Origin of the sequence: Bacillus salacetis, assembly GCF_003581585.1 — a bacterium.
GTDB classification, from domain to species: Bacteria; Bacillota; Bacilli; order Bacillales; family Bacillaceae_B; genus Rossellomorea; species Rossellomorea salacetis.
Map to the genome: position 1 here is coordinate 20,737 of NZ_QXIR01000005.1, position 25,221 is coordinate 45,957.

Annotated in this window: 24 protein-coding genes and 1 other annotated feature; all 24 genes read left to right on the forward strand. The window is 43.6% G+C overall.

The window, feature by feature from the left end; genetic code table 11:
- The first annotated feature begins 122 nt into the window (after positions 1 to 122).
- Positions 123 to 2,039: a stage V sporulation protein D gene (locus D3H55_RS05255; protein ID WP_276310203.1), complete on the forward strand. Its 1,917-nt coding sequence runs from the start codon at positions 123 to 125 to the stop codon at positions 2,037 to 2,039.
- A gap of 40 nt (positions 2,040 to 2,079) precedes the next feature.
- Entirely contained in the window at positions 2,080 to 2,256 is a 177-nt protein-coding gene (locus D3H55_RS24040) for a hypothetical protein (protein WP_168412973.1), read from the forward strand.
- Between the two features lie 79 nt (positions 2,257 to 2,335).
- Positions 2,336 to 3,799, forward strand: a complete 1,464-nt coding sequence (locus D3H55_RS05260; protein WP_119545872.1) for a UDP-N-acetylmuramoyl-L-alanyl-D-glutamate--2,6-diaminopimelate ligase — start codon at positions 2,336 to 2,338, stop codon at positions 3,797 to 3,799.
- Complete coding sequence (locus tag D3H55_RS05265) at positions 3,799 to 4,236, forward strand: hypothetical protein (protein ID WP_119545873.1); 438 nt, start codon at positions 3,799 to 3,801, stop codon at positions 4,234 to 4,236. The genes D3H55_RS05260 and D3H55_RS05265 overlap by 1 nt, the downstream gene beginning before the upstream one ends.
- 1 nt (position 4,237) lies before the next feature.
- Entirely contained in the window at positions 4,238 to 5,212 is a 975-nt protein-coding gene (gene mraY / locus D3H55_RS05270; protein ID WP_119545874.1) for a phospho-N-acetylmuramoyl-pentapeptide-transferase, read from the forward strand.
- The gene (gene murD / locus D3H55_RS05275; protein ID WP_119545875.1) at positions 5,213 to 6,565 is read left to right on the forward strand and encodes a UDP-N-acetylmuramoyl-L-alanine--D-glutamate ligase; all 1,353 of its coding nucleotides are present in this window, start codon (positions 5,213 to 5,215) and stop codon (positions 6,563 to 6,565) included.
- 110 nt (positions 6,566 to 6,675) lie between these two features.
- Entirely contained in the window at positions 6,676 to 7,776 is a 1,101-nt protein-coding gene (gene spoVE, locus D3H55_RS05280) for a stage V sporulation protein E (RefSeq protein WP_119545876.1), read from the forward strand.
- Positions 7,777 to 8,409: 633 nt separating this feature from the next.
- Complete coding sequence (locus tag D3H55_RS05290; protein WP_119545878.1) at positions 8,410 to 9,198, forward strand: cell division protein FtsQ/DivIB; 789 nt, start codon at positions 8,410 to 8,412, stop codon at positions 9,196 to 9,198.
- Positions 9,176 to 9,883: a DUF881 domain-containing protein gene (locus D3H55_RS05295; RefSeq protein ID WP_119545879.1), complete on the forward strand. Its 708-nt coding sequence runs from the start codon at positions 9,176 to 9,178 to the stop codon at positions 9,881 to 9,883. Before D3H55_RS05290 ends, D3H55_RS05295 begins: the two co-directional genes overlap by 23 nt.
- A 48-nt stretch (positions 9,884 to 9,931) precedes the next feature.
- Positions 9,932 to 10,648, forward strand: coding sequence for a DUF881 domain-containing protein (locus D3H55_RS05300; protein WP_240628493.1), 717 nt, complete (start codon positions 9,932 to 9,934; stop codon positions 10,646 to 10,648).
- A 4-nt stretch (positions 10,649 to 10,652) separates the two neighbouring features.
- On the forward strand, positions 10,653 to 11,015 hold the full coding sequence (locus tag D3H55_RS05305; RefSeq protein ID WP_119545880.1) for a small basic family protein: 363 nt from the start codon (positions 10,653 to 10,655) through the stop codon (positions 11,013 to 11,015).
- A 117-nt stretch (positions 11,016 to 11,132) separates the two neighbouring features.
- Positions 11,133 to 12,428: a cell division protein FtsA gene (gene ftsA, locus D3H55_RS05310; RefSeq protein ID WP_119545881.1), complete on the forward strand. Its 1,296-nt coding sequence runs from the start codon at positions 11,133 to 11,135 to the stop codon at positions 12,426 to 12,428.
- Between the two features lie 41 nt (positions 12,429 to 12,469).
- Positions 12,470 to 13,624 carry a cell division protein FtsZ gene (gene ftsZ / locus D3H55_RS05315; RefSeq protein ID WP_119545882.1) on the forward strand — a complete coding sequence of 385 codons (1,155 nt, stop codon included), beginning with the start codon at positions 12,470 to 12,472 and terminating at the stop codon, positions 13,622 to 13,624.
- A gap of 706 nt (positions 13,625 to 14,330) precedes the next feature.
- Positions 14,331 to 15,257, forward strand: a complete 927-nt coding sequence (spoIIGA, locus tag D3H55_RS05325) for a sigma-E processing peptidase SpoIIGA (protein WP_119545884.1) — start codon at positions 14,331 to 14,333, stop codon at positions 15,255 to 15,257.
- A gap of 54 nt (positions 15,258 to 15,311) precedes the next feature.
- The gene (gene sigE / locus D3H55_RS05330) at positions 15,312 to 16,031 is read left to right on the forward strand and encodes an RNA polymerase sporulation sigma factor SigE (RefSeq protein ID WP_119545885.1); all 720 of its coding nucleotides are present in this window, start codon (positions 15,312 to 15,314) and stop codon (positions 16,029 to 16,031) included.
- Between the two features lie 386 nt (positions 16,032 to 16,417).
- Complete coding sequence (sigG, locus tag D3H55_RS05335; RefSeq protein WP_119545886.1) at positions 16,418 to 17,194, forward strand: RNA polymerase sporulation sigma factor SigG; 777 nt, start codon at positions 16,418 to 16,420, stop codon at positions 17,192 to 17,194.
- An 89-nt stretch (positions 17,195 to 17,283) separates the two neighbouring features.
- Positions 17,284 to 17,562 carry a YlmC/YmxH family sporulation protein gene (locus D3H55_RS05340; protein WP_119545887.1) on the forward strand — a complete coding sequence of 93 codons (279 nt, stop codon included), beginning with the start codon at positions 17,284 to 17,286 and terminating at the stop codon, positions 17,560 to 17,562.
- A 90-nt stretch (positions 17,563 to 17,652) separates the two neighbouring features.
- Positions 17,653 to 18,474, forward strand: a complete 822-nt coding sequence (gene pgeF, locus D3H55_RS05345) for a peptidoglycan editing factor PgeF (protein ID WP_119545888.1) — start codon at positions 17,653 to 17,655, stop codon at positions 18,472 to 18,474.
- Between the two features lie 6 nt (positions 18,475 to 18,480).
- Positions 18,481 to 19,155 (forward strand): YggS family pyridoxal phosphate-dependent enzyme, encoded by a 675-nt coding sequence (locus tag D3H55_RS05350; protein WP_119545889.1) that lies wholly within the window; start codon positions 18,481 to 18,483, stop codon positions 19,153 to 19,155.
- A 14-nt stretch (positions 19,156 to 19,169) separates the two neighbouring features.
- A complete protein-coding gene (locus D3H55_RS05355) occupies positions 19,170 to 19,616 on the forward strand; it encodes a cell division protein SepF (RefSeq protein ID WP_119545890.1) in 447 nt (148 codons plus the stop codon).
- A gap of 8 nt (positions 19,617 to 19,624) precedes the next feature.
- Complete coding sequence (locus tag D3H55_RS05360; protein WP_119545891.1) at positions 19,625 to 19,888, forward strand: YggT family protein; 264 nt, start codon at positions 19,625 to 19,627, stop codon at positions 19,886 to 19,888.
- Positions 19,889 to 20,010: 122 nt separating this feature from the next.
- Entirely contained in the window at positions 20,011 to 20,787 is a 777-nt protein-coding gene (locus D3H55_RS05365; protein WP_119545892.1) for a YlmH family RNA-binding protein, read from the forward strand.
- A gap of 207 nt (positions 20,788 to 20,994) precedes the next feature.
- Entirely contained in the window at positions 20,995 to 21,513 is a 519-nt protein-coding gene (locus D3H55_RS05370; RefSeq protein ID WP_119545893.1) for a DivIVA domain-containing protein, read from the forward strand.
- Between the two features lie 35 nt (positions 21,514 to 21,548).
- Positions 21,549 to 21,787: a binding site (T-box leader), on the forward strand.
- Between the two features lie 141 nt (positions 21,788 to 21,928).
- On the forward strand, positions 21,929 to 24,691 hold the full coding sequence (gene ileS / locus D3H55_RS05375) for an isoleucine--tRNA ligase (RefSeq protein ID WP_119545894.1): 2,763 nt from the start codon (positions 21,929 to 21,931) through the stop codon (positions 24,689 to 24,691).
- Positions 24,692 to 25,221: the final 530 nt, after the last annotated feature.

Consider the following 25,221-nt stretch of genomic DNA (forward strand, 5'->3'; position numbering starts at 1 on the left):
ATCCTCCGGCCTTTTCGCAATCCTTCCTGGTCTGTCTGCCAGCTGGACGATTAGAGAAACCAACATACTTTCCTTTGTACAGGCATATAATTGAACGAGCCAAATAAGGGGAGGTACTGGGTGTGAAAAGGGTTTCGAATGTAACGGTGAGGAAACGGCTGGCGCTTGCGCTTGTAATGGGAATTTTAATTTTTGCAGTTATAGATGCAAGGCTCGGCTATGTCCAGTTTTTTATGGGGGACAAGCTGACGAGCTGGGCAAAAGATTCCTGGAGCAGGAATATTCCCTTCGAGCCGGAGAGGGGAAAGATATTAGATAAGAATGGTGTTGAATTGGCTGCAAATCAGAGTGCGCCTACAGTATTCGTGGTACCAAGGCAAATTACCGATCCGGCAAAAACGTCAGAAAAGCTTGCGGCAGCACTGAACCTCCCTCTGGAGGATGTGTACAAATATGTCACGAAGTCCGCTTCAATGGTGAGAATCAATGAAGCCAGGAAGATTTCCTATGAAAAAGCAAAAGAAATACGTGATCTGAACCTTAAAGGAGTATATATAGCAGAGGATTCGAAACGATATTACCCATTTGGCAGCTATCTTTCACATGTACTTGGCTTTGCAGGCATCGACAACCAGGGACTTATGGGACTTGAACTCTATTATGATAAGGAATTAAGCGGAGATGGGGGTTCTGTTAAGTTCTTCTCAGATGCAAAAGGCAAAAGGATGCCTGACATGGCTGATGATTATGAAGCACCGGTCAATGGACTTGATCTTAAATTAACGATTGATACAAAAGTTCAGACAATAATAGAAAGGGAACTTGATATAGCAGAAGCAGCATATAATCCAGATGGGATAATAGCCATTGCAATGGATCCGAATACAGGGGAAGTCCTGGCGATGTCAAGCCGGCCAACCTTTGATCCCGCAAACTTCAGGAATGTCCCTCAGGAAATCTATAACCGCAACCTCCCAATCTGGAGTACTTATGAGCCGGGATCCACCTTTAAGATCATCACACTGGCCGCCGCACTTGAAGAAAAGAAGGTCGATCTCACAAAAGAAAAATTCCATGATCCGGGACATGTGGAGGTTGCAGGGTCCACTCTTCATTGCTGGAAAAGAGGTGGCCATGGAACCCAGACCTTCCTGGAAGTTGTCCAGAACTCCTGTAACCCAGGATTCGTAGAATTGGGGGAACGGCTTGGAAAAGAGACGCTCTTCAAATATATTAAGGACTTTGGATTCGGCCAGAAGACAGGAATCGATCTTCAGGGAGAAGGAAAAGGCCTTCTTTTCAATCTTGACAGGGTCGGACCCGTTGAACAGGCAACGACTGCTTTTGGCCAGGGTGTGGCCGTGACACCGATTCAGCAGGTTGCTGCAGTATCGGCAGCAATTAATGGAGGAACGCTTTATCAGCCTTATGTAGCAAAGGAGCTTGTAGATCCAAAAACGGGGGAAGTGGTCATGAGGAATACCCCGCAAGCAAAGAAGCAGGTGATTTCCAAGGAAACATCCGAACAAATCAGATATGCCCTTGAAAGTGTAGTTGCTCAAGGTACCGGAAAAGGAGCATTTGTTGAAGGATACAGAGTCGGAGGTAAGACAGGAACAGCTCAGAAAGTCAAAGACGGCAGGTATATGGAAAATAACCATATTGTTTCCTTCCTTGGATTCGCACCTGCTGATAAACCGGAAATTGTCGTTTATCTTGCAGTTGATAATCCCAAAGGGACAGTGCAATTCGGAGGAGTCGTGGCTGCCCCGATTGTAGGAAATATCATCGGCGATAGTTTACGGGCAATGGGTGTCCCGCCAAGAAAAGATCAGATTGAAAAAGAAACAACATGGCTGGATACCCCGCTTCTGGAAACCCCGGATTTGATAGGTATGTCCCGAAAGGAACTTCAACAGCAGCTGATCAACCTTAAGCTTGACATCAGCGGGGAAGGGAACAAGGTTGCAGCACAGTCACCAGATCCGGGTGTCAAAATTAAAGAGGGTGCAACCATCCGCATTCAGATGGCCGAATGATCGGCTTGGTTAATTGTATGATCAGCATCAATAAAACTCAGTGACTGCAGGAACCATATGCCTGAAGCCGATTCTGGAATTTTGGCTTCAGGCAATCATCTTCCAGGATTCATTCTTTGCAGGTCAGCGACATAATGTATTAACAAGGCGGTTAATGCTGATGGTCCGGACTGTTTTGGCTTTCAATCACCAATCGAGCAATATTGCCAAGAACTAATCTTAAAGGTTGATAGATTTTGCACTTGTTTTTCTGTAAAATAAATATGGTTGCTTTACATACATGAGGAGTTGAAATAATGAAATTGCAAACTTTGCTGGGAGTATTGCCGTTTTATAAGACCAAGGGCAAGGGAAATCCTGAAATTGCAAACTTAAAGAACCATCATAAAAATGTGAATAATGGTGATTTATTTTTTTGTATAAAAGGATCCGAAGTGGACAGCCATACTCTAGCAAATGAAGCAGTCCTCTCTGGTGCAGCAGCGGTTGTTTCCGAGCGTGAATTGGAATTGGCTGTCCCTGTGATCATTGTAAAGGATTCGAAAAGGGCAATGGCTGTCCTTGCCAATCATTTCTACGGCCAGCCTTCTTCTAAAATGAATCTGATCGGTGTCACCGGCACGAACGGGAAAACGACCACAACACATCTGATTGACAGGATTTTCAGCTTCAGGGGGGACCAAACAGGTTTAATCGGTACTTTATATGTGAAAACAGGAGATGAAGTGATAGCCAGCAAGAATACGACGCCTGACAGCCTGACTCTTCAGCAGCTCTTTGGTGATTTCGTTCAAACGGGTGTTGAAACAGCCATAATGGAAGTGTCTTCACATGCATTGTATCAAGGAAGGGTGCATGGGTGTGATTTCGATATAGCGGTGTTCACCAATCTTACCCAGGATCACTTGGATTACCATAGGACCATGGAGGAATACAAAAGTGCTAAAAGCCTTCTTTTCTCACAATTAGGCAACACTTACAATGCGACTAAGCGAAAGTTCGCTGTCATCAACAGGGATGACCCCTCTGCTGAATTTTTCATCCATTCCACAGCCGCCCATGTTCTTACCTACGGACTGAGCTCTGATGCCGACTTTTACGCAGAAGATATCCAGCTCAGGCCAAATGGGTCTTCATTTACCTTGGTAACCCCGGCAGAAAAGACACACATGGATATTCAGCTTGCAGGCAGGTTCAATGTTTATAATGTACTTGCAGCATCAGCGGCATCAGCGGCCGCCGATATTCCGTTAATTAAGATCAAAGCTGCACTCGAATCAATCAAAGGGGTCAGCGGCAGGTTTGAGCAGGTAGAAGCTGGCCAGGATTTCTCAGTGATTGTCGATTATGCACATACACCTGACAGCCTTGAAAATGTATTAAAGACAATTGAAACCATCACGGAAGAAAAAGTGATAGTGGTCGTTGGCTGCGGTGGGGACAGGGACAGGACCAAAAGGCCAGTCATGGCAGAAATTGCCTGTAAATATGGCGATCAAGTCATCTTTACCTCTGACAATCCCAGGAATGAAAACCCTGAAGACATCATTGAGGACATGACTTCAGGTCTGACAAATGTAAATTACTCCGTCATCATTGACCGGCAGCAGGCTATCGATCAAGCTGTCTCCATTGCCGGTAAGGGTGATATTGTCCTTATAGCAGGCAAGGGGCATGAGACTTATCAAATCATCGGTAACAAGGTGCATTCATTTGACGATAGAGAGGCTGCCAAGTCTGCTATTAAGAGGTTGAAGTGATGCTGGGTTATTCAGAAGTGAAGAATGCAGCTTCCGGTTCCAGGGGCATAAAGGACACTGCATTATATTTTGAGATGGTGACCGCGGAGGTTGGGGTGGATATGCCCAAAGGCCTTTACATTCCCTCATCCGGCAAGGACCTGTTTGAAGCGATCCACCATGGTGCAGTGGCTTCTTTTTGGCGGAAAGATGAAAAAATCCCTGCCTGGCTGCCGAATCATTTTCCTTTATTCATGACAGACAATATAATAGAGGCTGTACTAGGAATCCTTGATCATTATTACTATAATACGAAACAAGAAGAGTGGGGAAAAATGACAATATTTATATTCAGAGACGAAGAAATGGGTAAACTACAAACAATTACCAACCAGAATCAATATTTGAAATACAGGAAATCTGCGGAAATATCATTAAAATTGAAGGGAGGGGAATAAGATGGCAGAGAATGTAATCATTTATGCGATACTAATGGGCTTCATTGTAACAGTTGTGCTTTCGCCAATCTTCATTCCCTTCCTGAGAAGGCTTAAATTTGGCCAGAGCATCAGGGAAGAAGGGCCGAAATCCCATCAAAAAAAATCCGGGACACCGACAATGGGAGGTTTGGTGTTCCTGCTGTCTATCCTTATAACCACACTATTCATAACAAACCGATACTCAGAGTTCGGCGCTGAAACATTCCTCCTGCTCCTGGTTACGATCGGCTTCGGTATATTAGGTTTTCTCGATGACTTCATCAAGGTTGTCATGAAAAGGAACCTTGGGCTGACTTCCAAGCAGAAGCTTGCGGGGCAGATCATCATATCCGCTGTCTTTTTCTATGTTTATCAGCAGAATGATTTTGCTTCAACTGTTTCCATTCCGTTGACAGATATCAGTGTCGACCTGGGATGGTTTTATGTATTATTCATCATATTTTGGCTTGTTGGTTTCTCCAACGCCGTCAATTTGACTGATGGACTTGATGGCTTGGTCTCAGGAACTTCAGCCATAGCATTCGGGGCACTGGCCGTACTTGCTTGGAATCAATCTCAATACGATGTTTCCATCTTTGCAGTAGCGGTGGTGGGAGCAGTATTGGGGTTCCTTGTATTTAATGCCCATCCCGCAAAGGTGTTCATGGGGGACACAGGTTCACTTGCTCTTGGAGGGGCCATTGCAGCGATTGCAATCCTGACAAAGCTTGAGATTCTGCTTGTTTTGATAGGCGGGGTCTTCGTCATTGAAACACTGTCTGTCATCATCCAGGTGATTTCCTTTAAGACTACTGGAAAAAGGGTGTTCAGAATGAGCCCTCTTCATCATCATTATGAACTTGTAGGCTGGTCCGAGTGGAGAGTAGTCGTGACTTTCTGGACTGTCGGTCTGTTGTGTGCAGTACTAGGAATCTATATAGAGGTGTGGATATAATTGAAAACGACTCTTAAATTCAAGCATAAAAAAGTATTGGTACTGGGTTTGGCAAAAAGCGGGGTCAGCGCAGCCTCGCTGCTGCACAAGCTTGAGGCATTCGTCACAGTCAATGACCGAAAGCCATTCTCGGAGAATCCGGAAGCTCAAGGACTGCTGCAGCAAGGAATCAAGGTCATATGCGGCAGTCATCCCATTGAGTTGCTGGATGAAGGTTTTGATTACATAGTTAAGAATCCTGGAATTCCTTATGACAACCCTTTGGTAAGCGGAGCAGTGAAAAAAGGGATACCTGTATTGACTGAAGTGGAGCTGGCTTATCTGGTTTCAGAGGCTCCCTTCATAGGCATCACGGGGACAAATGGGAAAACGACAACGACAACTTTAGTATATGAGATGCTTGATAAAGGCGGTAAGCACCCTTTGATAGCGGGGAATATCGGAACTGTCGCTTCTGAAGTTGCCCAGACTGCCTCAGAAGAAAACAACGTGGTCATTGAGCTTTCGTCCTTTCAATTGATGGGGATCGACACGTTCCGTCCCAAGATAAGTATCTTCATCAATCTTTATGAGGCGCACCTTGATTATCACGGTTCAATTGATGAGTATGCCAAAGCGAAAGCAAATATCACTGCCAACCAGACGGAAGATGATTATCTTATCATCAATGCGGATCAGCCTGAGCTGGATCAGCTTTTACATTTTTCCAAAGCCAGGAAAATATACTTCTCCACTAAGAACCATTTGGAACAAGGGGCAAGCATCAAGGATGGTCACATCTTTTTTAACAATGAAAAAATCATTGATATATCACAGATAGCTCTGCCTGGAAAACATAACCTTGAAAATATCCTGTGTGCAGTCATTGCTTCGAAGGTCAGTGGTATCGGGAACGGAGCCATTCAGGAAGTCCTTAAAACGTTTACTGGTGTTAAGCATAGGACCCAGTTTGTCAGGACTCTTAATGGGAGGTCATTCTATAATGACTCAAAGGCAACCAACGTCCTGGCTGCCAAAAGTGCTTTGGAAGCCTTTGAACAGCCGACGATACTGCTTGCTGGAGGACTGGATAGAGGAGGCAGCTTCGATGAGCTGATTCCCTATATGACCAATATAAAAGCCCTCATCACTTTTGGGGAGACAGCTCCTAAATTTATCGAGACAGCAGCCAAAGCAGGGATACAAACGGTAAAACATGTCGATAATGTAGAGGCTGCAGTACCTGCCGCTTACGAGGCTTCTGAACAAGGAGACGTAATCCTGCTTTCGCCTGCATGTGCGAGCTGGGATCAGTACCGTACTTTTGAAGTCCGCGGTGACATTTTTATCGAAGAGGTGCATAAGCTTAAATAAGGGCTTGTCTTTCTTGGAGCAATAAAGGATGAATTACATCTTGTGAAGACATCGGAATCGAAGGTTTGATTGCTCGAAACGGCTCAAATAAGTCTATCGAGGTGTTTGGATTGCCTTTGAAAAAATCTACTCCAGACTTCATTCTGATTGTTGTAACTCTTTCTTTGCTGGCTCTCGGGCTGATCATGGTTTACAGCGCGAGCGCGGTTTGGGCAGATTACAAATTCGATGATACCTTTTTCTTCGCAAAAAGACAGATGCTTTTTGCAGGGGTTGGGGTTCTGGCTATGTTTTTTATCATGAATGTCGATTATTGGACATGGAGAACCTGGGGGAAAGTAATTATAATCGTTTGCTTTGTGCTTTTGGTGCTTGTTCTCATACCGGGTGTCGGGGTTCTCAGAAACGGTTCGCGCAGCTGGATTGGAGTCGGTGCTTTTTCGATTCAGCCGTCTGAATTCATGAAAATTGCAATGATTGCTTTCCTTGCAAAGTTTTTATCGGAAAATCAGAAGTACATAACTTCTTTCCGTAAGGGTCTGGTCCCTTCGCTGTTTCTTGTCTTCACAGCCTTTGGGATGATCATGCTTCAGCCTGATTTGGGGACAGGCACTGTCATGGTTGGAACGGCTGTAGTAATGGTATTCATCGCTGGAGCCAAAATCAGCCATTTCGCTATGATGGGGCTTGCTGGTCTTGCCGGTTTTGCTGGCTTGGTGCTGTCTGCACCATACCGGATGGAACGGATTACATCATTTCTGGATCCATGGGAAGATCCATTGGGGAGCGGGTTTCAAATGATTCAGTCCCTTTATGCGATTGGTCCGGGGGGGCTTCTTGGTTTGGGACTTGGCGAGAGCAGGCAGAAGTTCTTTTATCTGCCCGAACCGCAAAATGATTTCATATTTGCAATCCTGGCCGAAGAATTAGGTTTCATCGGCGGGAGCCTGGTTCTGCTCTTATTTTCACTCCTCCTATGGAGAGGTATTCGCATAGCGCTTGGGGCTCCCGATCTATATGGAAGCTTCCTGGCAGTCGGGATTGTCTCAATGATAGCGATTCAGGTGATGATCAACGTGGGGGTTGTGACCGGCTTGATGCCAGTAACCGGCATCACCCTTCCGTTTTTGAGTTATGGAGGTTCATCCTTGACTCTGATGCTGCTTGCAGTTGGAGTATTATTGAACATCAGCAGATATTCAAGATATTAAAAGCGAAGACCGGAATGCAGATGATACTGCGTTTCGGTTTTTTGTATGATAAAAAAAGGAAGAGCGGAAGGCGGGAATTTCCAGGTCAGGATGAAGGGAAGGACTTGAAAAGGTATGAATCTATTCAGTGTCCTGGAATCATCTCTCGGGCATATGAAATCAGCATGCGGAAGCACCTCCTGTCTGTATGGAGCTGAATGGCCGCTGCTGCTTTATATGTAACAAAATCATAATCTATTTACATTTCAATGACATTCTGATAATCGCTGCCCGTGTGAGTTTAATATATAGTAGTATAGGGAATACGCTGAGAGGCCTTGCTTTTAGGGGATAATCTCGACCCCTTATAATTTTGTGGAATATTCTGGGGTTTTTCTGTATGAAAAGCAGAAAACCGCCCTTTGGTGCGTTCTGCATATACAAAAAATAGAAAAATATTGTGAAAATAATCGTCTACCCTCTTTAATCATCTTTTCCCTTCATATAAAATAAAGGTATTGCTAAGAAAATCGAAAGCTCTGATTTCATACAGGTCAAACAGATGTAACCACAAAATGAGAAAATGATTTTTACATAAAGGAATAGGACAAGCCTTTCCTTGTGCGGTATGGAAATTGGAGGGAAAAGAAAATTATGGACAAGGGAAAAATTGTGTCCTTGGAGGAACGTATACCGAAACTGAAACAACACCGAAAGAAAAAAGCAAATCGCAGACTTATATTTTTACTGTCTCTTTTTCTTTTGCTGATTCTGACAGTGGTTTATTTCCAGTCTTCATTAAGCCAGGTAAAGAATATCAAGGTAACCGGGAATCACCTGGTTTCCAAAGAACTGGTCCTTGGTAAGATATCGATTGCAGAAGGAATGAACGTTTGGAGTGTCGACAGGTCAAAGACGGAAAAGGAACTTGAAAAAATCCCTGAAATCTCGGGGGCTGAAGTGAAGCTGCAGCTTCCAAACACTGTAGCAGTAAAGATAAAGGAATTTGAAAAAGCAGCCTACTTGATCAATGAGTCCCGCTTTTATCCCATCCTTGAAAATGGTGACCGCCTTGACTCAAGGGAACTATCTTCACTTCCCACTGATGCTCCCATACTGATAGGATTTAAAGAGGACGCTGTTCTAAAAGAGATGGTGACAGAACTGAAGGGACTGCCTGCGGAAATCAAGAACTCCATCTCTGAAATTGTTCTTTCTCCAAAAAAAACTGACCCGTACCATGTGTCCTTATATATGAATGATGGGTATGAAGTCAGTGCTTCCATCAGGACTTTTTCTGAAAAGATGGTTCATTATCCTTCCATCGTCAGCCAGCTTGACGAATCATCCAAAGGAGTCATAGACTTGGAAGTCGGCTCTTATTTCAGGGAATATGATACGGAAGGAGAAGCAGGAAGTAATGAAGATGAAAGTGAAAGTTAGGCATGTTACCTTATCCCTGGTCTGTTTGGTCCTGGGTTTTATTCTGGCTTTTTCTTACAGCCTTGCCAATTCTGAAAAAAAGGAGAGGGCACAGCTGACCGATGGACAGTGGCAAAGGGAAGATAAGCTCCGAAGCCAGCTCATAGGTTTCCAGGAAAATAATTCCGACTTGCAGAATGAAGTATATGAAAAACAGCAAAAAGTCGTAGACATTGAAAAGGAACTGTCCCAGGAGAAACAAATTTACTTTAATCTGGCTGAAGATGCAGAAAAGTACAGGATGTTCCTGGGGAAAGTGAAAGTGGAGGGTCCCGGAGTTAGTGTGACATTATCGGATTCCCAATATAACCCGGATGACCCCAATGTAAATAATTATATTGTCCATGAGCACCATGTATACAAAGTCATTAATGAAATGTATATTGCCGGAGCTTCTGCGGTGGCGATTAACGGCCAAAGACTCAAGCACGATTCATATATCCTGTGCACGGGGCCGGTAATCACAGTTGACGGGGTTACTTACAGTGCGCCATTTGAAATAACGTCAATCGGCGATCCTGAAGTGTTATCCTCTGCGTTGAATTTGACCGGCGGTGTCAAGGATCAATTAGTGAATGAAAATATTGATTTCAGTCTCAAAAAGGAAAATAAGTTGGTTTTTGAACCAATTATCAGTGAATCATAAGGCGGTATGCCCCTGTGTAGTGGAAAATAGAAAGCAAGGTGAGCAAGGGTGGGCAATAAAGTCAGCTTTACTCTTATTACCCTGATTATCGGATTCATGGTGGCTGTTCAGTTTCAGACAGTCCAGGAGCCTGTTATCAGGGATACCAGGGATATTTGGGAATTAAGAGAAGCCATTGAAAAAGAAAAGGATATTCATTCGGGTCTCCTTAAGGAAATGCAGTCCATTGATGAGAAACTGGAGAAATATGAAACGGAAAGGCAGACGAGCCAGGAACAAGCTTTGAGGGATACTCTTGAGGAGCTTAAACTGGAAGCGGGCCTGCTTGAAAAAAGCGGTCCCGGCCTGGTACTGACAGTCGAACCTTCTCTTGAAGAGGTGCTGTTGGGCACAAAGGTTAAATCCGTTTCCCCCGACCTTCTTGAAAGGCTTGTGAATGAGTTGAACCAGTATGGGGCCAAGGAAATATCCATTGACGGCCGCCGGCTGATAAACACTTCAGTAATAAGGGATATTAATGGGGAAACCAAAATTGACGGGTATTCGATAAACACTGTCCCATTTGAAATCAGGGTTTTGACCAAAGACTTGAAGGAGGCTCAGGACCTTCAGAACAGGATGCAGGTTTCCCGGGCAATAGAAGATTTCTTCATAGATAATTTGACTGTCAATATAGGGTCCCCAATGGATAATCTTACTGTTCCGGCATACGGGGACACTATCAGGATCCGGTATATGGAACCTGTGGCAGAAGGAGGGAATTAACAGAATGTGGCTGCCCGTTTTAGGGTTGCTGCTAGGAGTGATCCTTGGATTGCTTACCGATATCAGGATTCCAGATGAATATTCAAACTACTTATCCATTGCGGTATTAGCAGCTCTCGATACATTGTTTGGTGGGATAAGGGCCCACCTGCAAAATATTTATGATGATAAAGTATTTGTTTCAGGTTTTTTCTTTAATATTCTTCTTGCTGCAAGTTTGGCTTTTCTAGGTGTCCATCTTGGTGTAGACTTATATCTAGCGGCCGTTTTCGCTTTTGGAGTGAGACTATTTCAAAATATTGCGGTCATCCGGAGGATTTTGATTAGTAATTGGAGCACAAATAGTGAAAAAAAAGAAAAAAATTGAAATTTTAAAAGGGAATCTTTTATAAGCGACGAATATTTTTATAAGATATACTTGAAACTCAACTTTAAATCAATTTGTTGTTCTAAAATACATAAGAATTGAAGGAGGTGCCACAGAGTGAACAGCAATGAAATTTTTGTAAGTCTAGACATCGGTACATCCACAGTGAAAGTGATCATTGGAGAAATGTCCAATGATTCTTTGAACATCATCGGTGTCGGAAATGTGAAATCACAAGGAATCAGAAAAGGTTCCATTGTGGATATTGATGAAACTGTTCAATCGATCAAAAAGGCCGTCGAACAAGCTGAAAGGATGGTCGGTATTAACATCAACCAGGTAATCGTCGGGATTCCTGGAAACGGAGTAGCACTGCAAGCATGTCACGGGGTAGTGGCTGTCTCTAGTGAGAATAGAGAAATTACAGATGAAGATGTGGCACGTGTAATGGATGCGGCGCAGGTCATCTCAATACCTCCCGAACGGGAGATTGTAAATGTGATCCCTAAACAATTCATCGTTGACGGGCTGGATGAAATTACAGATCCCAGGGGGATGATTGGTGTCAGGCTTGAGATGGAAGGGACGATCATAACAGGTTCAAAGACACTATTACATAATACTTTACGCTGTGTTGAAAAAGCGGGTCTGGAAATAATGGACATCGTCCTGCAGCCTTTGGCGTCAGGTTCGATTGCCCTTTCCAAGGATGAACAAAGCCTTGGTGCCGCATTGATCGATATCGGCGGAGGATCCACTACAATTGCTGTGTTCGAACATGGACATATCAGAGCTGCGTCAGTCCTGCCGATAGGAGGGGAACATATCACAAAAGACCTGTCCATCGGACTCAGGACATCAACTGAGGATGCTGAGATGATCAAAGTGAAGTATGGCCATGCTTTTTATGATCATGCCTCTGAAGATGAAGTGTTCAGTGTACCGATTATCGGCAGTGATCAGCACCAGCAATTTAATCAGCTTGAAATTTCTGATATTATAGAAGCTAGATTAGAAGAAATATTCGATATGATTGGACATGAGCTAAGAAGGATGGGTGTCCATGACTTGCCTGGCGGATATGTTTTGACTGGTGGAATCGCGAATCTTCCGGGAGTGCTTGAATTGGCACAGCTGGTCTTCCAGAATCGCGTAAGGGTCGCGGTACCTGATTACATTGGTGTCCGCGAACCACAATACACCACGTCTGTAGGGCTGATAAAGTATGCTCATAAAAATGCTAGATTACAAGGGAGAAACGTAAGTGCCTCTCCTGTTCCTGCAGAGCCTGTTGAAAAGCGGACTGTTAAGAAGCCTGAACAGACTGAGAAACCAAAACCCAAACCGGACAAGCCAAATGACGAAAAAGTGTCATCGAAGATGAAGAAATTTTTCGGCTACTTTTTTGAATAGCTTCAAATAGGTTGAGAATCGAGGAATTAGGAGGATGTTTCATGTTAGAGTTTGATACAAATTTAGATTCATTAGCCACCATAAAAGTAATCGGGGTAGGAGGCGGCGGAAATAACGCCGTCAATCGAATGATTGAGCATGGTGTTCAAGGTGTAGAATTTATCGCGGTTAATACAGATGCGCAAGCATTGAACTTATCTAAAGCAGAAATCAAGATGCAAATTGGCGGTAAGCTTACAAGGGGCCTTGGAGCAGGCGCAAACCCAGAAGTTGGGAAAAAAGCTGCTGAAGAAAGCAAAGAACAGATCGAAGAAGCACTTAAAGGTGCAGACATGGTATTCGTAACTGCTGGAATGGGTGGAGGTACCGGAACTGGTGCAGCTCCTGTAATTGCAGGGATTGCTAAGGAAATCGGTGCTTTGACTGTAGGTGTCGTAACCCGTCCATTCACCTTTGAAGGAAGAAAGCGTTCAACACAGGCAAGCGGAGGAATCAGCGCCATGAAGGATGCGGTTGATACTTTGATCGTCATCCCGAATGACCGCCTGCTTGAGATCGTTGATAAAAGCACTCCAATGCTTGAAGCCTTCCGTGAGGCAGATAACGTGTTGCGTCAGGGTGTTCAGGGTATTTCCGACTTGATTGCAACTCCGGGCCTTATCAACCTTGACTTTGCTGACGTGAAGACGATTATGTCCAACAAAGGGTCTGCCCTTATGGGAATCGGTGCTGCATCCGGAGAGAACCGTGCAACCGAAGCAGCGAAGAAGGCAATCTCCAGTCCATTGCTTGAAACTTCACTCGATGGTGCTCAAGGTGTCTTGATGAATATCACTGGAGGCACGAACCTCTCCCTTTATGAAGTTCAGGAGGCAGCTGATATTGTAGCATCTGCATCTGATCAGGAAGTTAATATGATCTTTGGTTCTGTCATCAATGAAGAACTTAAAGATGATATCGTCGTTACAGTAATTGCGACAGGTTTCAACGAAGAAGCAGTCCAGCCTAAACAAACAAGACCTTCATTTGGCGGAATGAAGCCGAACAATAACAATGCAGCACAGCAGCAGGCTCCTAAGCGTGAACAGAAAAGAGAGGAACCGCAGCAGCAGGAACCTTCCCGTACAAGCAGCCAGGGTGCGGAAGAAACATTGGATATCCCTACATTCCTGCGAAATCGTAACCGCCGCAGATAATAGGTATACGAAAAGACTCAAGGACCATTTCCTTGAGTCTTTTTTTGTTTTAGGCTCTTTTCATAGACTTTGTTGCCATTTACAATAAATTTCAAATAAAGTCCTGGTAAATCGTCGTAAAAGCCCCGGTGAGCTGGGATGAAAAGAGCTGCTCGTTCATTTTTCCAAAGTGAAACCTTTGAATACAAGGGAAAAATCTGGAAACTGGAATTTTTCCGAAAGCAACAATATATGCGGAAACAGCCTTGTTTTAATAAGGCAATTCGAATAAGCCCTGCTTTCAGAGGGATACCAAAACCTGTTTTCCTGGGAGCCCGCGGCTTCTATTCCTAAATAAGAATAGAGGCACTTTTCTTTCGTATTAAGCATGATTTTTCAATTGATTCCGATATTTTATCCATGGAATATGTTTCTATATTTCAGGAGAAGAATCTTTAATAATTTCATAAATACGTAGTGTGTTATTTTTTTATTAAGGTGTGGCTGCAGAATTAGTGAGGGTTCGCCAGTCAGGGTCAGGAAGGGGTGCTCAGTATAAAGGGATTAGTTGAAACTGACAATGGTGCATAATTTTATTTGACAATATTCGAACGAGAGTATGAAAAGTTTCACTTCTTTGCATACAGAAAGTGACACACTTCCAGAGAGTATGTACGATATACTTCACATAACAGTCAGTAACAATCGACCAAAAGGAGGGAAAAGGTTGGTTCTGTACTTAGATGTCATTTGGCTATTAAATTTTTTGATAGACAGTATATTGTTGATGATGACTGCACTATTTCTAAAAAGACATCTAAGGTGGTGGAGAATTTTTTCAGGTGGTTTTATCGGCTCTTTAATTGTATTGTTATCCTTTACTCCTTATGCCCATATCAGCGGTCATCCGTTAGCCAAATTATCTTTTTCGATCATAATGGTGCTTGCAGCATTTGGATTCAAAAGGTTTAGATTCTTTATTGGAAACCTGCTGATGCTCTACTTTTCCACCTTTCTAACCGGTGGAATTCTGATCGGGGTCCATTACTTCCTTAGTTTTGATAACAACCTTCAATCTTCCATGTTTTTAGCTAGTGTAAAAGGATTTGGTGATCCAATCAGCTGGGTGTTTGTCATGTTCGCTCTGCCTTCCGCCTGGTACTTTTCACGGAGCCGGGTAAGCAGTATTGAAACAGTGAATATCCAATATGATCAACTTGTCAATATAGAAGTTGAAATAAACGGGCTGAAGCTGGGTTTGAAGGGGTTGGTCGACAGCGGTAACCAGCTTTACGATCCACTTAGTAAAAGTCCTGTAATGCTGATTTCTTCGAGAGGTTTGGAAGAAGCGGTTCCAGAAGAAATCCTTCAACTTTCTGAAGATAATGAAGATATGATGAGTGGGAACCATTCGCTTTCCCCTGAATGGGAAGATCGTGTCCGCTTTATTCCTGCTCAGTCTGTTGGAAAGAAAAGCCAGCTTCTCATAGCTTTTAAGCCGGACACGATTGTTATTAAGAAAGGTGAACAAACTTGGCCATGCAAGAAGGGGTTGATTGTTTTTCAGAATATGGAATTTTCTGCAGACGGTACGTTCAATTCAATAGTCCATCCGAGGATGATGACAGCTCCTCCATTAAGAAACGTTTCTTAATACTTTGCACTACTACTATACTCTTAATTCAACAAATTAGAAGGGGGAACTACATTGAAAAATATACGGCTCAGACTTACATACTATTGGTATAAGCTTCTGATCAAGCTTGGAATCAAGACGGATGAAATATATTACATAGGCGGCAGTGAGGCACTTCCTCCTCCCCTTTCCAAAGAAGAAGAAGCGGTTCTGCTCAAAAAGCTTCCTAATGGGGACAAAACCGCACGCTCTCTCTTGATCGAAAGGAACCTAAGGCTTGTAGTGTATATTGCAAGGAAATTTGAAAATACCGGAATCAATATAGAAGATCTCATCAGTATCGGAACCATTGGTTTGATTAAAGCTGTTAACACCTTCAATCCCGAAAAGAAGATTAAATTAGCCACCTATGCGTCCAGATGTATAGAAAATGAAATTCTGATGTATCTGAGGAGAAACAATAAAATACGGTCAGAAGTTTCCTTCGATGAACCATTGAATATTGATTGGGATGGAAATGAACTGCTGCTATCGGATGTTTTGGGCACTGAAGAAGACATCATCACAAAAGACCTGGAGGCGACAGTGGATAGGAAACTGTTGTTTAACGCCCTTACGGAACTGTCAGACAGGGAAAAACAAATAATGGAACTCAGATTCGGTTTGATGGGTGGTGAAGAAAAGACACAAAAGGATGTAGCGGATATGCTGGGGATTTCCCAATCCTATATTTCCAGATTAGAGAAACGAATCATTAAGCGATTGAAGAAAGAATTCAATAAAATGGTTTGAGGTTAGCGGCTGGAAGTGATTCTGAAATTGAATCGCTTCTTTTTTTTAGGCTCTTTTCGGAAACTTTAATGCTATTCAATATAAATTTCAAACAATATCCGGGTAAATCGTCGTAAAAATCCCGGTGAGCAGGAAAGCAAAGAGCTGCTCGTTCTTTTTGAGAGTAAAACCCATTGACTACAGGGGAAAAATCCGGCATCTGGGATTTTTCCGAAAAGAAAACAACCTTTTTGTATGTCCAAAAAATTTTCTAAGTTAAATAAACCCTTGTCCTGTCTTGTTTGGAAGTATTTTCTATTTGCGGCAGGGATTTAGCGTGTGCATAAATTTTCCTTCCGGGGAGATACTGTTTTTTGTACAGCAACTCCTGTAAGGAGGGAAAGAATTTGACACGTAATAAAGTTGAAATCTGTGGTGTTGATACATCGAAACTTCCCGTTCTCAAGAATGAGGAAATGAGAAAACTCTTCCGGGAAATGCAGGCTGGGGATATCTCGGCAAGGGAAAAGTTAGTAAACGGCAACCTTCGTCTTGTCCTCAGTGTCATTCAAAGGTTCAACAATCGCGGGGAATATGTGGATGATTTATTTCAGGTCGGGTGTATCGGCCTGATGAAGTCGATTGATAACTTCGATCTGGGTCAGAATGTCCGGTTCTCTACATATGCCGTGCCTATGATCATCGGGGAAATCCGCCGTTATTTGAGGGATAATAACCCGATACGTGTATCCCGGTCTTTAAGGGATATTGCCTATAAAGCTCTTCAGGTCCGTGAGAAGCTTATGGGCGAGACTTCCAGGGAGCCGACAGCAGAAGAAATTGCGAAAGTGCTGGATGTTCCACATGAAGACATTGTATTCGCCATGGATGCAATACAGGATCCGGTATCACTATTCGAGCCGATATATAATGATGGCGGCGATCCCATTTTTGTTATGGATCAGCTCAGTGATGAGAGAAACAGAGATCATACCTGGATTGAGGAAATAGCTCTTCAAGAAGGCATGAGACGCCTGAATGACCGGGAAAAAATGATTATCCGGAAACGCTTCTTCCAAGGTAAGACCCAAATGGAAGTGGCAGATGAAATCGGAATTTCTCAAGCACAAGTATCAAGGCTTGAAAAGGCAGCAATTAAACAAATGAATAAGAATATTCAATAATGGGTCATGCCCCAGGTTAAGACGGGGCATGACCTCATTTTTTTGTGCATATATTTTCTATATAAGACTTCATGAAAAGAGGGAGAGAGATGGTCAGGATATCGGATTTTCAAGTGAAGGATGTTGTCAGCATATCAGACGGTCGAAAGTTAGGTAATATTGCAGATATAGAAATCAACCTGGATACCGGCAGAATAGAAGCGATTGTCATCGGAAGAAATGGTAAAATCATGGGGTTTTTCGCAAAAGAAGAAGATGTGGTCATTCCCTGGACTTCCATTGTGAAAATAGGGGAAGATGTCATTTTAGTAAGGCATAAAGATAACCATTACCTGCAGGCGCAATTGGAAGAACCGAGGAAGCAATGAGGTGCTGCACCTTAAGGTATGCAGGTGTATCGAGTATGACGCTGGAAGGGAGTTTATGATAAACTGTAGAAAAAGGAAGGAGATGCTGCAGTGACAGAACAAGCCTTCTATAAAACAGATCAGTTGATCTTCTCCCTTCCTGCCTGGAGCCGGCTCGTACCGGGATTGAAGGCGGGGATCACCAGTAAACAAGGGGGATTTAGTGAGGGGAAGTACCGGTCGCTTAATATGGGACTCCATGTCAATGATGTACAGGAAACTGTACAAAAAAACCGCCGGCTCGCAGCTGAACGTATTGGAATTCCTTCAGCCAACTGGGTATGTGCGGAACAAACGCACGGCAGGAATATCCGCTGGGTGACTAAAGAAGACGCCGGTAGGGGTGCAATGGACTATTCAACGAGTATCATGGATACTGACGGCTTAATCACCGATGAACCGGATCTGTTATTGACAATGTGTTACGCTGACTGTGTTCCTATATATTTTCTTTATCCTGAGGGCCGGCTGATAGGGGTCGCGCACGCGGGATGGAAAGGTACTGTGCTTGATATTGCCGGCCATATGATAAGGGAATTCAATCGATATGGAGCAAAATCAGAGGATATCCTCGCCGCGGTCGGTCCATCAATCTGCAGAAAGTGCTATCAGGTTGATGACAGAGTTATTGACAAAGTTGAAAAACTACTAGAAGATTGTAATGAAAAGCCATATAATTTAAAGTATGAAGGACAATATGAACTGGATCTAAAGAGAACCAATTATCTTGCCATTAGAAACGCAGGTATTCCTTCGGGAAATATAATCGTTTCAGAACTATGCACATCCTGTAATGAAAATGAATTCTTTTCCCATCGCAGGGATAACGGCAGGACAGGCAGGATTATGAGCTTTATCGGCTGGAAGGAGTGACACTTCATGGATGTTAGAGAGAAGTTGGAAATCATCAATGAAAAAATCAAGGCAGCGTGTGAAGCTTCCGGCAGGAATCCAGAAGACATCACGATTGTTGCCGTTACTAAATATGTCTCTGCCGAAAGGGCACAGGAAGCCATCGAAGCCGGAATTACCCATCTCGGCGAAAACAGGGATGAGGGTCTGAATTCCAAGTGGGAACAATTGAAGGACAAGCCTGTATGGCACTTCATCGGAACCCTTCAATCAAGGAAAGTGAAAAATATCATAGATAAAGTATCCTACATACATTCCTTGGACCGCAAGTCGCTTGCAAAGGAGATCGATAAAAGGGCGTCCCGCCCAGTTTCTTGCTTTGTGCAGGTCAACATATCCGGAGAAGAATCAAAGCATGGGCTTCCGCCGGATGATGTCATTTCTTTCATAGAAGGCTTGAGCCAATATGAGAATGTCAAGGTGGCCGGTTTAATGACCATGTTGCCGAATATCGATGACGAAACAAAACTCAGAGGTTATTTCAGACAAATGAAATCCCTCCAGGCAGAGGTTGCTGCAATGGGTATTGAGCATGCACCCTGTACAGAACTTTCTATGGGAATGTCAAATGATTATATGATTGCCATCGAAGAAGGAGCCACCTTTATTCGGGTTGGTACAGCACTTGTGGGAGAAGATTAAAAGGAGGCAGACAAGTGGGGATCAAATCAAAATTCAAAAACTTTTTTCTGCTGGATGAAGAAGAATTCGACCAGGAACAGAGCTATACTGAGGAACAATATGAGGAAACGCTGCCTATGAAGCAGCAACAGTCTTCCTCGGCAAAACAAAATGTTGTCAGTCTGCAAAGTGTTCAGAAGTCTTCAAAAATGATCATTGTAGAGCCAAGAGTCTATGCTGAAGCTCAGGAAATAGCAGATCATTTGAAAAATCGAAGAGCAATCGTTGTAAATCTGCAAAGAATTCAGCATGACCAGGCAAAGCGGATCGTAGACTTTTTAAGCGGTACAGTCTATGCCTTGGGAGGCGACATCCAGAGAATCGGCAGCAACATCTTCCTTTGTACTCCTGATAATGTAGAAGTGGCAGGGAATATCACTGAATTCCTGCAGGAGGAAGACAACCATAATACAAGGTGGTAGTGTGAAAAATGGAATTTGTTATCGCAACGTTATACAGGCTGATTGATCTTTATTCCTGGGCATTGATCATTTATATTCTAATGTCCTGGTTTCCCAATGCAAGGGAGACCGCAATCGGACGGTTCCTATCCAGGATCTGTGAACCATATCTAGAGCCGTTCCGCAAGATTGTCCCAGCCATCGGCATGATAGATATTTCTCCAATTGTGGCGTTCATTGTACTGAATCTAGCCAAAACAGGAATTCTTGAACTGTACAGATGGTTTGTATAATTACGGACAGGATCTCTGATTATTAAATAAAATATTAAAATTTAGGGGGCCGTTCAGGTACTCCCTTTTTCATTTACAGAGTTTAACTATTTGACCCCCACTAATTAAAGCAGGTGTAAAAGATGACATCGATTTATCAGCATTTCAGGAAAGATGAAAAAGAGTTCATTGACAGTGTTTTGGAATGGCGTGAATTCGTTGAGAATTCCTACTCCCCAAAAGTCACCGGCTTTTTAGATCCGAGGCAGCAATATATACTTTCCGCTATTATGGGCAAAAACGCCGATATTAAATTAAGTTTTTATCCTGATAGTGATGACCTGGAAAGGAAACGGTGCATTTTATATCCGGATTACTATGAACCCTCTCAATCGGACTTCGCTGTCACATTATTTGAAATCAACTATCCCAAAAAATTTGTTACCCTTGAACACCGCCAGATACTTGGTTCCCTTATGTCAATAGGCTTAAAAAGGGAGAAGTTCGGGGATATCCTCATTAATGGGGACAAGGTTCAACTGCTGACAGCGTCCGAAATCGCTGATTTTGTAGAAATGAATTTCAGTGAAGTTGGACGTACAAAAGTGACCATGGAAAAACAGCCATTGGAATACTTGATAACTTCCTCTGAGGAATGGCAGGACATAGCTGCCACTGCCAGTTCCCTCCGCCTGGATGTGGTCCTTTCCGCCCTCTATAACATTTCCAGGCAGAAGGTTCAAACCCTGATTGCAGGAGGGGTAGTTAAGGTGAATTGGAGAGTTGTGGAAAATCCTTCTTTTGAAGTTGGTGAAGGCGATGTATTTTCCATGAGGGGGCATGGCAGGAGCAAGTTGATTTCCATTGAAGGCAGAACGAAAAAAGACAAGTTCCGAATCACGGCAGGGGTTCTGAAATGAGCATTAGTTCTAATGGTGGCACAGTCATCGGGGAAGCACGCCTGCCCGGCATTTGCCTCCTGAACGGAAACCAACCCTGACTGTCCAGTAAAGAACGGCCAGTTCCAGTGAAAATAAATTTTCGAAAAATAAAGGGAAATTCCCACAAACTGTCGAAAATTCAGTTATAATAGGAGAAGAATACTTACTTCGCATGGAGGTGGCATTATGCCTTTAACGCCGTTAGATATACATAACAAAGAATTCAGTCGCGGATTCCGGGGTTATGATGAAGATGAAGTGAACGAGTTCCTTGATCAGATTATTAAGGACTATGAGATCCTTCTTCGTGAGAAAAAAGAGCTTGAAGAATCTCTTGGTTCGATGAATGAGCGACTGGGCCACTTCACCAATATTGAGGAAACCTTGAACAAATCAATCGTCATCGCTCAGGAAGCCGGAGAAGAAGTACGCAGAAATGCTTCCAAGGAAGCGAAGCTGATTGTGAAGGAAGCAGAGAAGAATGCTGACAGGATCGTCAATGAGTCACTATCCAAGGCAAGAAAGATCGCTATGGAAATCGAAGAATTGAAAAAGCAGTCCAAGGTCTTCAGGACCCGCTTCAAGATGCTGATCGAGGCACAGCTTGATTTGCTGAGCAGCGATGACTGGGATCAAATCATGGAATTTGAAATTGATGCAACTGATTTAAAGACACTGAAAGAAGAAGACAGCTTGACGAAATAAGAGTAAATTTCATATAATGGATTTTATAATTATATTGGAGTGCAATGAAAGGGACAGTACGTTTCTTTAAAGGTAGCCTTCAGGCAGCGAGTCAAGGATGGTGAAAGCTTGACGGAGGCAGTAGAAGCGGAAAATCACCCTCGAGCACCGGTCTTGAAAGCAATTTTGCAATTAAATTCCGGCGTGTCATTCTCGTTACGAATGTCAAAGTGGGCATTACAAAACTGTTTTGCTTATCAGGGTGGTACCGCGGGTTAGCTTTCTCGTCCCTTTCCAGGGATGAGAAGGCTTTTTTTAATGCCTTTTTCCTGGAGGCATCAGGAGAAGAAAAATTGTTAAAGGTATATCAGGATCAACCGGTGTTGTAATAATCCTGGGTTATGCTGTTGAATGTTTTCGAATAGGAGGAAGAAGAATGAATTATAAAGACACATTATTGATGCCGAAAACTGAATTTCCGATGCGAGGAAATCTGCCGAAGCGCGAACCGGAAATGCAGGAAAAGTGGAACGAGATGAATATCTATAAAAAGGTCCAGGAGAGAACTGAAGGCAGGCCGTTATTCATCCTGCATGATGGTCCTCCCTACGCAAACGGTGATCTCCATATGGGCCATGCGCTTAACAAAGTCCTGAAAGATTTCATTGTAAGGTATAAATCCATGAGCGGCTACAATGCACCTTATGTTCCAGGCTGGGATACACATGGACTGCCAATTGAACAGGCTTTGACGAAGAAAGGTGTCAACCGTAAAGAAATGACGGTTGCCGAGTTCCGTAAGCTTTGTGAAGAATATGCATACGGACAAATTGACAGCCAGCGTACGCAGTTCAGGCAGCTGGGTGTCCGCGGTGATTGGGATAAACCTTATATCACAATGAAGCCTGAGTATGAGGCCGAACAGATTAAGGTTTTTGGGGAAATGGCGAATAAAGGCTATATCTATAAAGGATTGAAACCTGTCTACTGGAGTCCTTCCAGTGAATCTGCCCTGGCTGAAGCTGAAATCGAGTATCAAGACAAACGCTCTCCTTCCATTTACGTAGGTTTCAAAGTGATGGATGGAAAAGGTGTACTGGAAGAAGGCACTCAGATCATCATCTGGACGACAACTCCATGGACAATTCCGGCAAACCTTGCCATCACTGTCCATGCTGCTCTTTCATATGTAGTGGTTGAAGTGGATGGCAGTAAGTATGTAGTGGCTGAAGACTTACTTGAAGATGTTGCATCTGTCCTGGAGTGGAATGAGCCAACAGTTGTGAAGACGGTGAAAGGTTCAGATCTTGAACTTGTAAAAGCACAGCATCCGTTTTATGACAGGGAATCTCTTGTGATCCTTGGTGACCACGTTACGACTGACTCTGGAACAGGATGTGTACACACAGCTCCAGGGCATGGTGAAGATGACTATCTGGTCGGAAAGAAATACGGCCTTGATATCCTTTGTCCGGTAAATGATAAAGGTGTCATGACAGAGGAAGCTCCAGGATTCGAAGGCGTATTTTATGATGCAGCCAACAAACCGATCACTGAGAAACTGGAGGAAGCCGGGGCACTGTTGAAGCTAGAGTTCATCACTCACTCCTATCCGCATGACTGGCGTACTAAGAAGCCGGTTATTTTCAGGGCAACTCCACAGTGGTTCGCATCCATTGATTCTTTCAGGGATGACCTTCTTCAAGCAGTCAAGGATACTAAGTGGGTTCCTTCCTGGGGAGAAACAAGACTTCATAACATGGTCCGTGACAGAGGCGACTGGTGTATCTCGAGGCAGCGCGCTTGGGGCGTTCCAATCCCGGTATTCTATGCAGAAAACGGCGATGAAATCATTTCAGAAGAGACAATTGCTCATGTATCCGAACTTTTCCGCAAGCATGGCTCCAATGTCTGGTTCGAAAAGAGTGCCAAGGAGCTTCTTCCTGAAGGTTACACTCATGATGGAAGCCCTAATGGCGAATTCACAAAAGAACAGGACATCATGGATGTCTGGTTTGATTCAGGTTCTTCCCACCAGGCTGTCCTGCATCAAAGAGACGACCTGCAGCGTCCGGCGGATCTATATTTAGAAGGGTCCGACCAATACCGCGGCTGGTTTAACTCATCCCTTACAACAGGTGTGGCCGTGACAGGGAAAGCTCCTTATAAAGGGGTATTGAGCCACGGATTCGTGAATGATGGTGAAGGCCGCAAGATGAGTAAGTCCATCGGGAACATTGTTGTGCCTGACAAGGTCATCAAGCAAATGGGAGCGGATATTCTCCGTCTGTGGGTTGCTTCAGTTGATTACCAATCGGATGTACGCTTATCAGATGCCATCTTGAAGCAGGTGTCTGAAGTATACCGCAAAATCAGAAACACTTATCGTTTCTTGTTAGGAAATCTTGCAGACTTCAACCCTGAAACAGATGCAGTTTCGTACAATGATCTAAGGGAAGTGGACCAATTCATGCTTGTAAAGCTGAATGATCTGATCAAGAATGTCCGCAATTCTTATGAAAACTATGAATTCTCAAGCATTTATACGAGTGTAAACAACTTCTGTACGCTGGACCTCAGCTCATTCTATCTTGATTTTGCAAAAGATGTACTTTACATTGAAGCTGAAGATAATTATGAAAGACGCGCCATGCAGACAGTCCTTCATGAGTGCCTGCTTGCACTGACAAAGCTGATGTCACCGATCCTTTCACATACTGCGGATGAAGTATGGACCCACATGGGATCCCAGAAAGAAGAAAGTGTTCAGTTGACGGATATGCCTGAATATCAGGAACTGCCGAATGCAGGTCAAATCCTTTCTAAATGGGAAGCATTCTTGAAGCTTCGTGACAATGTACTGAAGGCTCTTGAAGAAGCAAGAAATGAAAAAGTCATCGGTAAGTCTTTGACAGCTAAAGTGACTCTTTACGTAAATGAAGATACAAAAGAACTTCTTAACTCTGTAAGAGAAGATCTGAAGCAGTTGTTCATTGTATCCGGTTTTGAAATCGGCGGCAATGTTTCCGAAGCACCAGAGCACGCATTGAAGCTTGAAAACAATGCAATTGTTGTTGAGAAGGCAGAAGGCGAGACATGTGACCGCTGCTGGACGGTAACAACGGAAATCGGCCAGGATCCCGACCATCCGACACTGTGTCCTCGTTGTACCGACGTCGTTAAAAAGCATTATGCTTAATATCTTCAAAACCCCGCAAATTGTATTGCGGGGTTTTTTTGCTTTGGGAGAAGCGCTTCTAGACTAAATTCTTGAAGGTGCTTGGAAAAATTGGTGCAATCCGGGAAAGAATAGCCCAATTCTTTAAGGGCAGCGCATAAAAATGGTGCAATCCTAGTAGGAAAAGCCCAAATCTTTGAGGGCGGAGCGAAAAAACGGTGCAATCCTGGAAGGAATAGCCCAAATCTTAGATGGAGGCGGGGAAAACTGGTGCAATCCTGGAAAGAATAGCCCAAATCTTTGATGGCAGCTCAGAAAAATGGTGCAATCCGGAGTGGAATAGTCCAAATCTCTAAGGGCGGCGTGAAAAATTGGTCCAATCCTAGAAGGAATAGCCAAAATCTTTGATGGCGAAGCGAAAAAATGGTGCAATTGTGCCACCAGAGGAAGAGATTGAAGGCTGAAGGGGTACGAATAAGAAGGAACCGTGCTATCTGAGGGAAGGATTGAAGGCTGAAGGGGTACGATTAAGAAGCAATCGTGCCATTAGA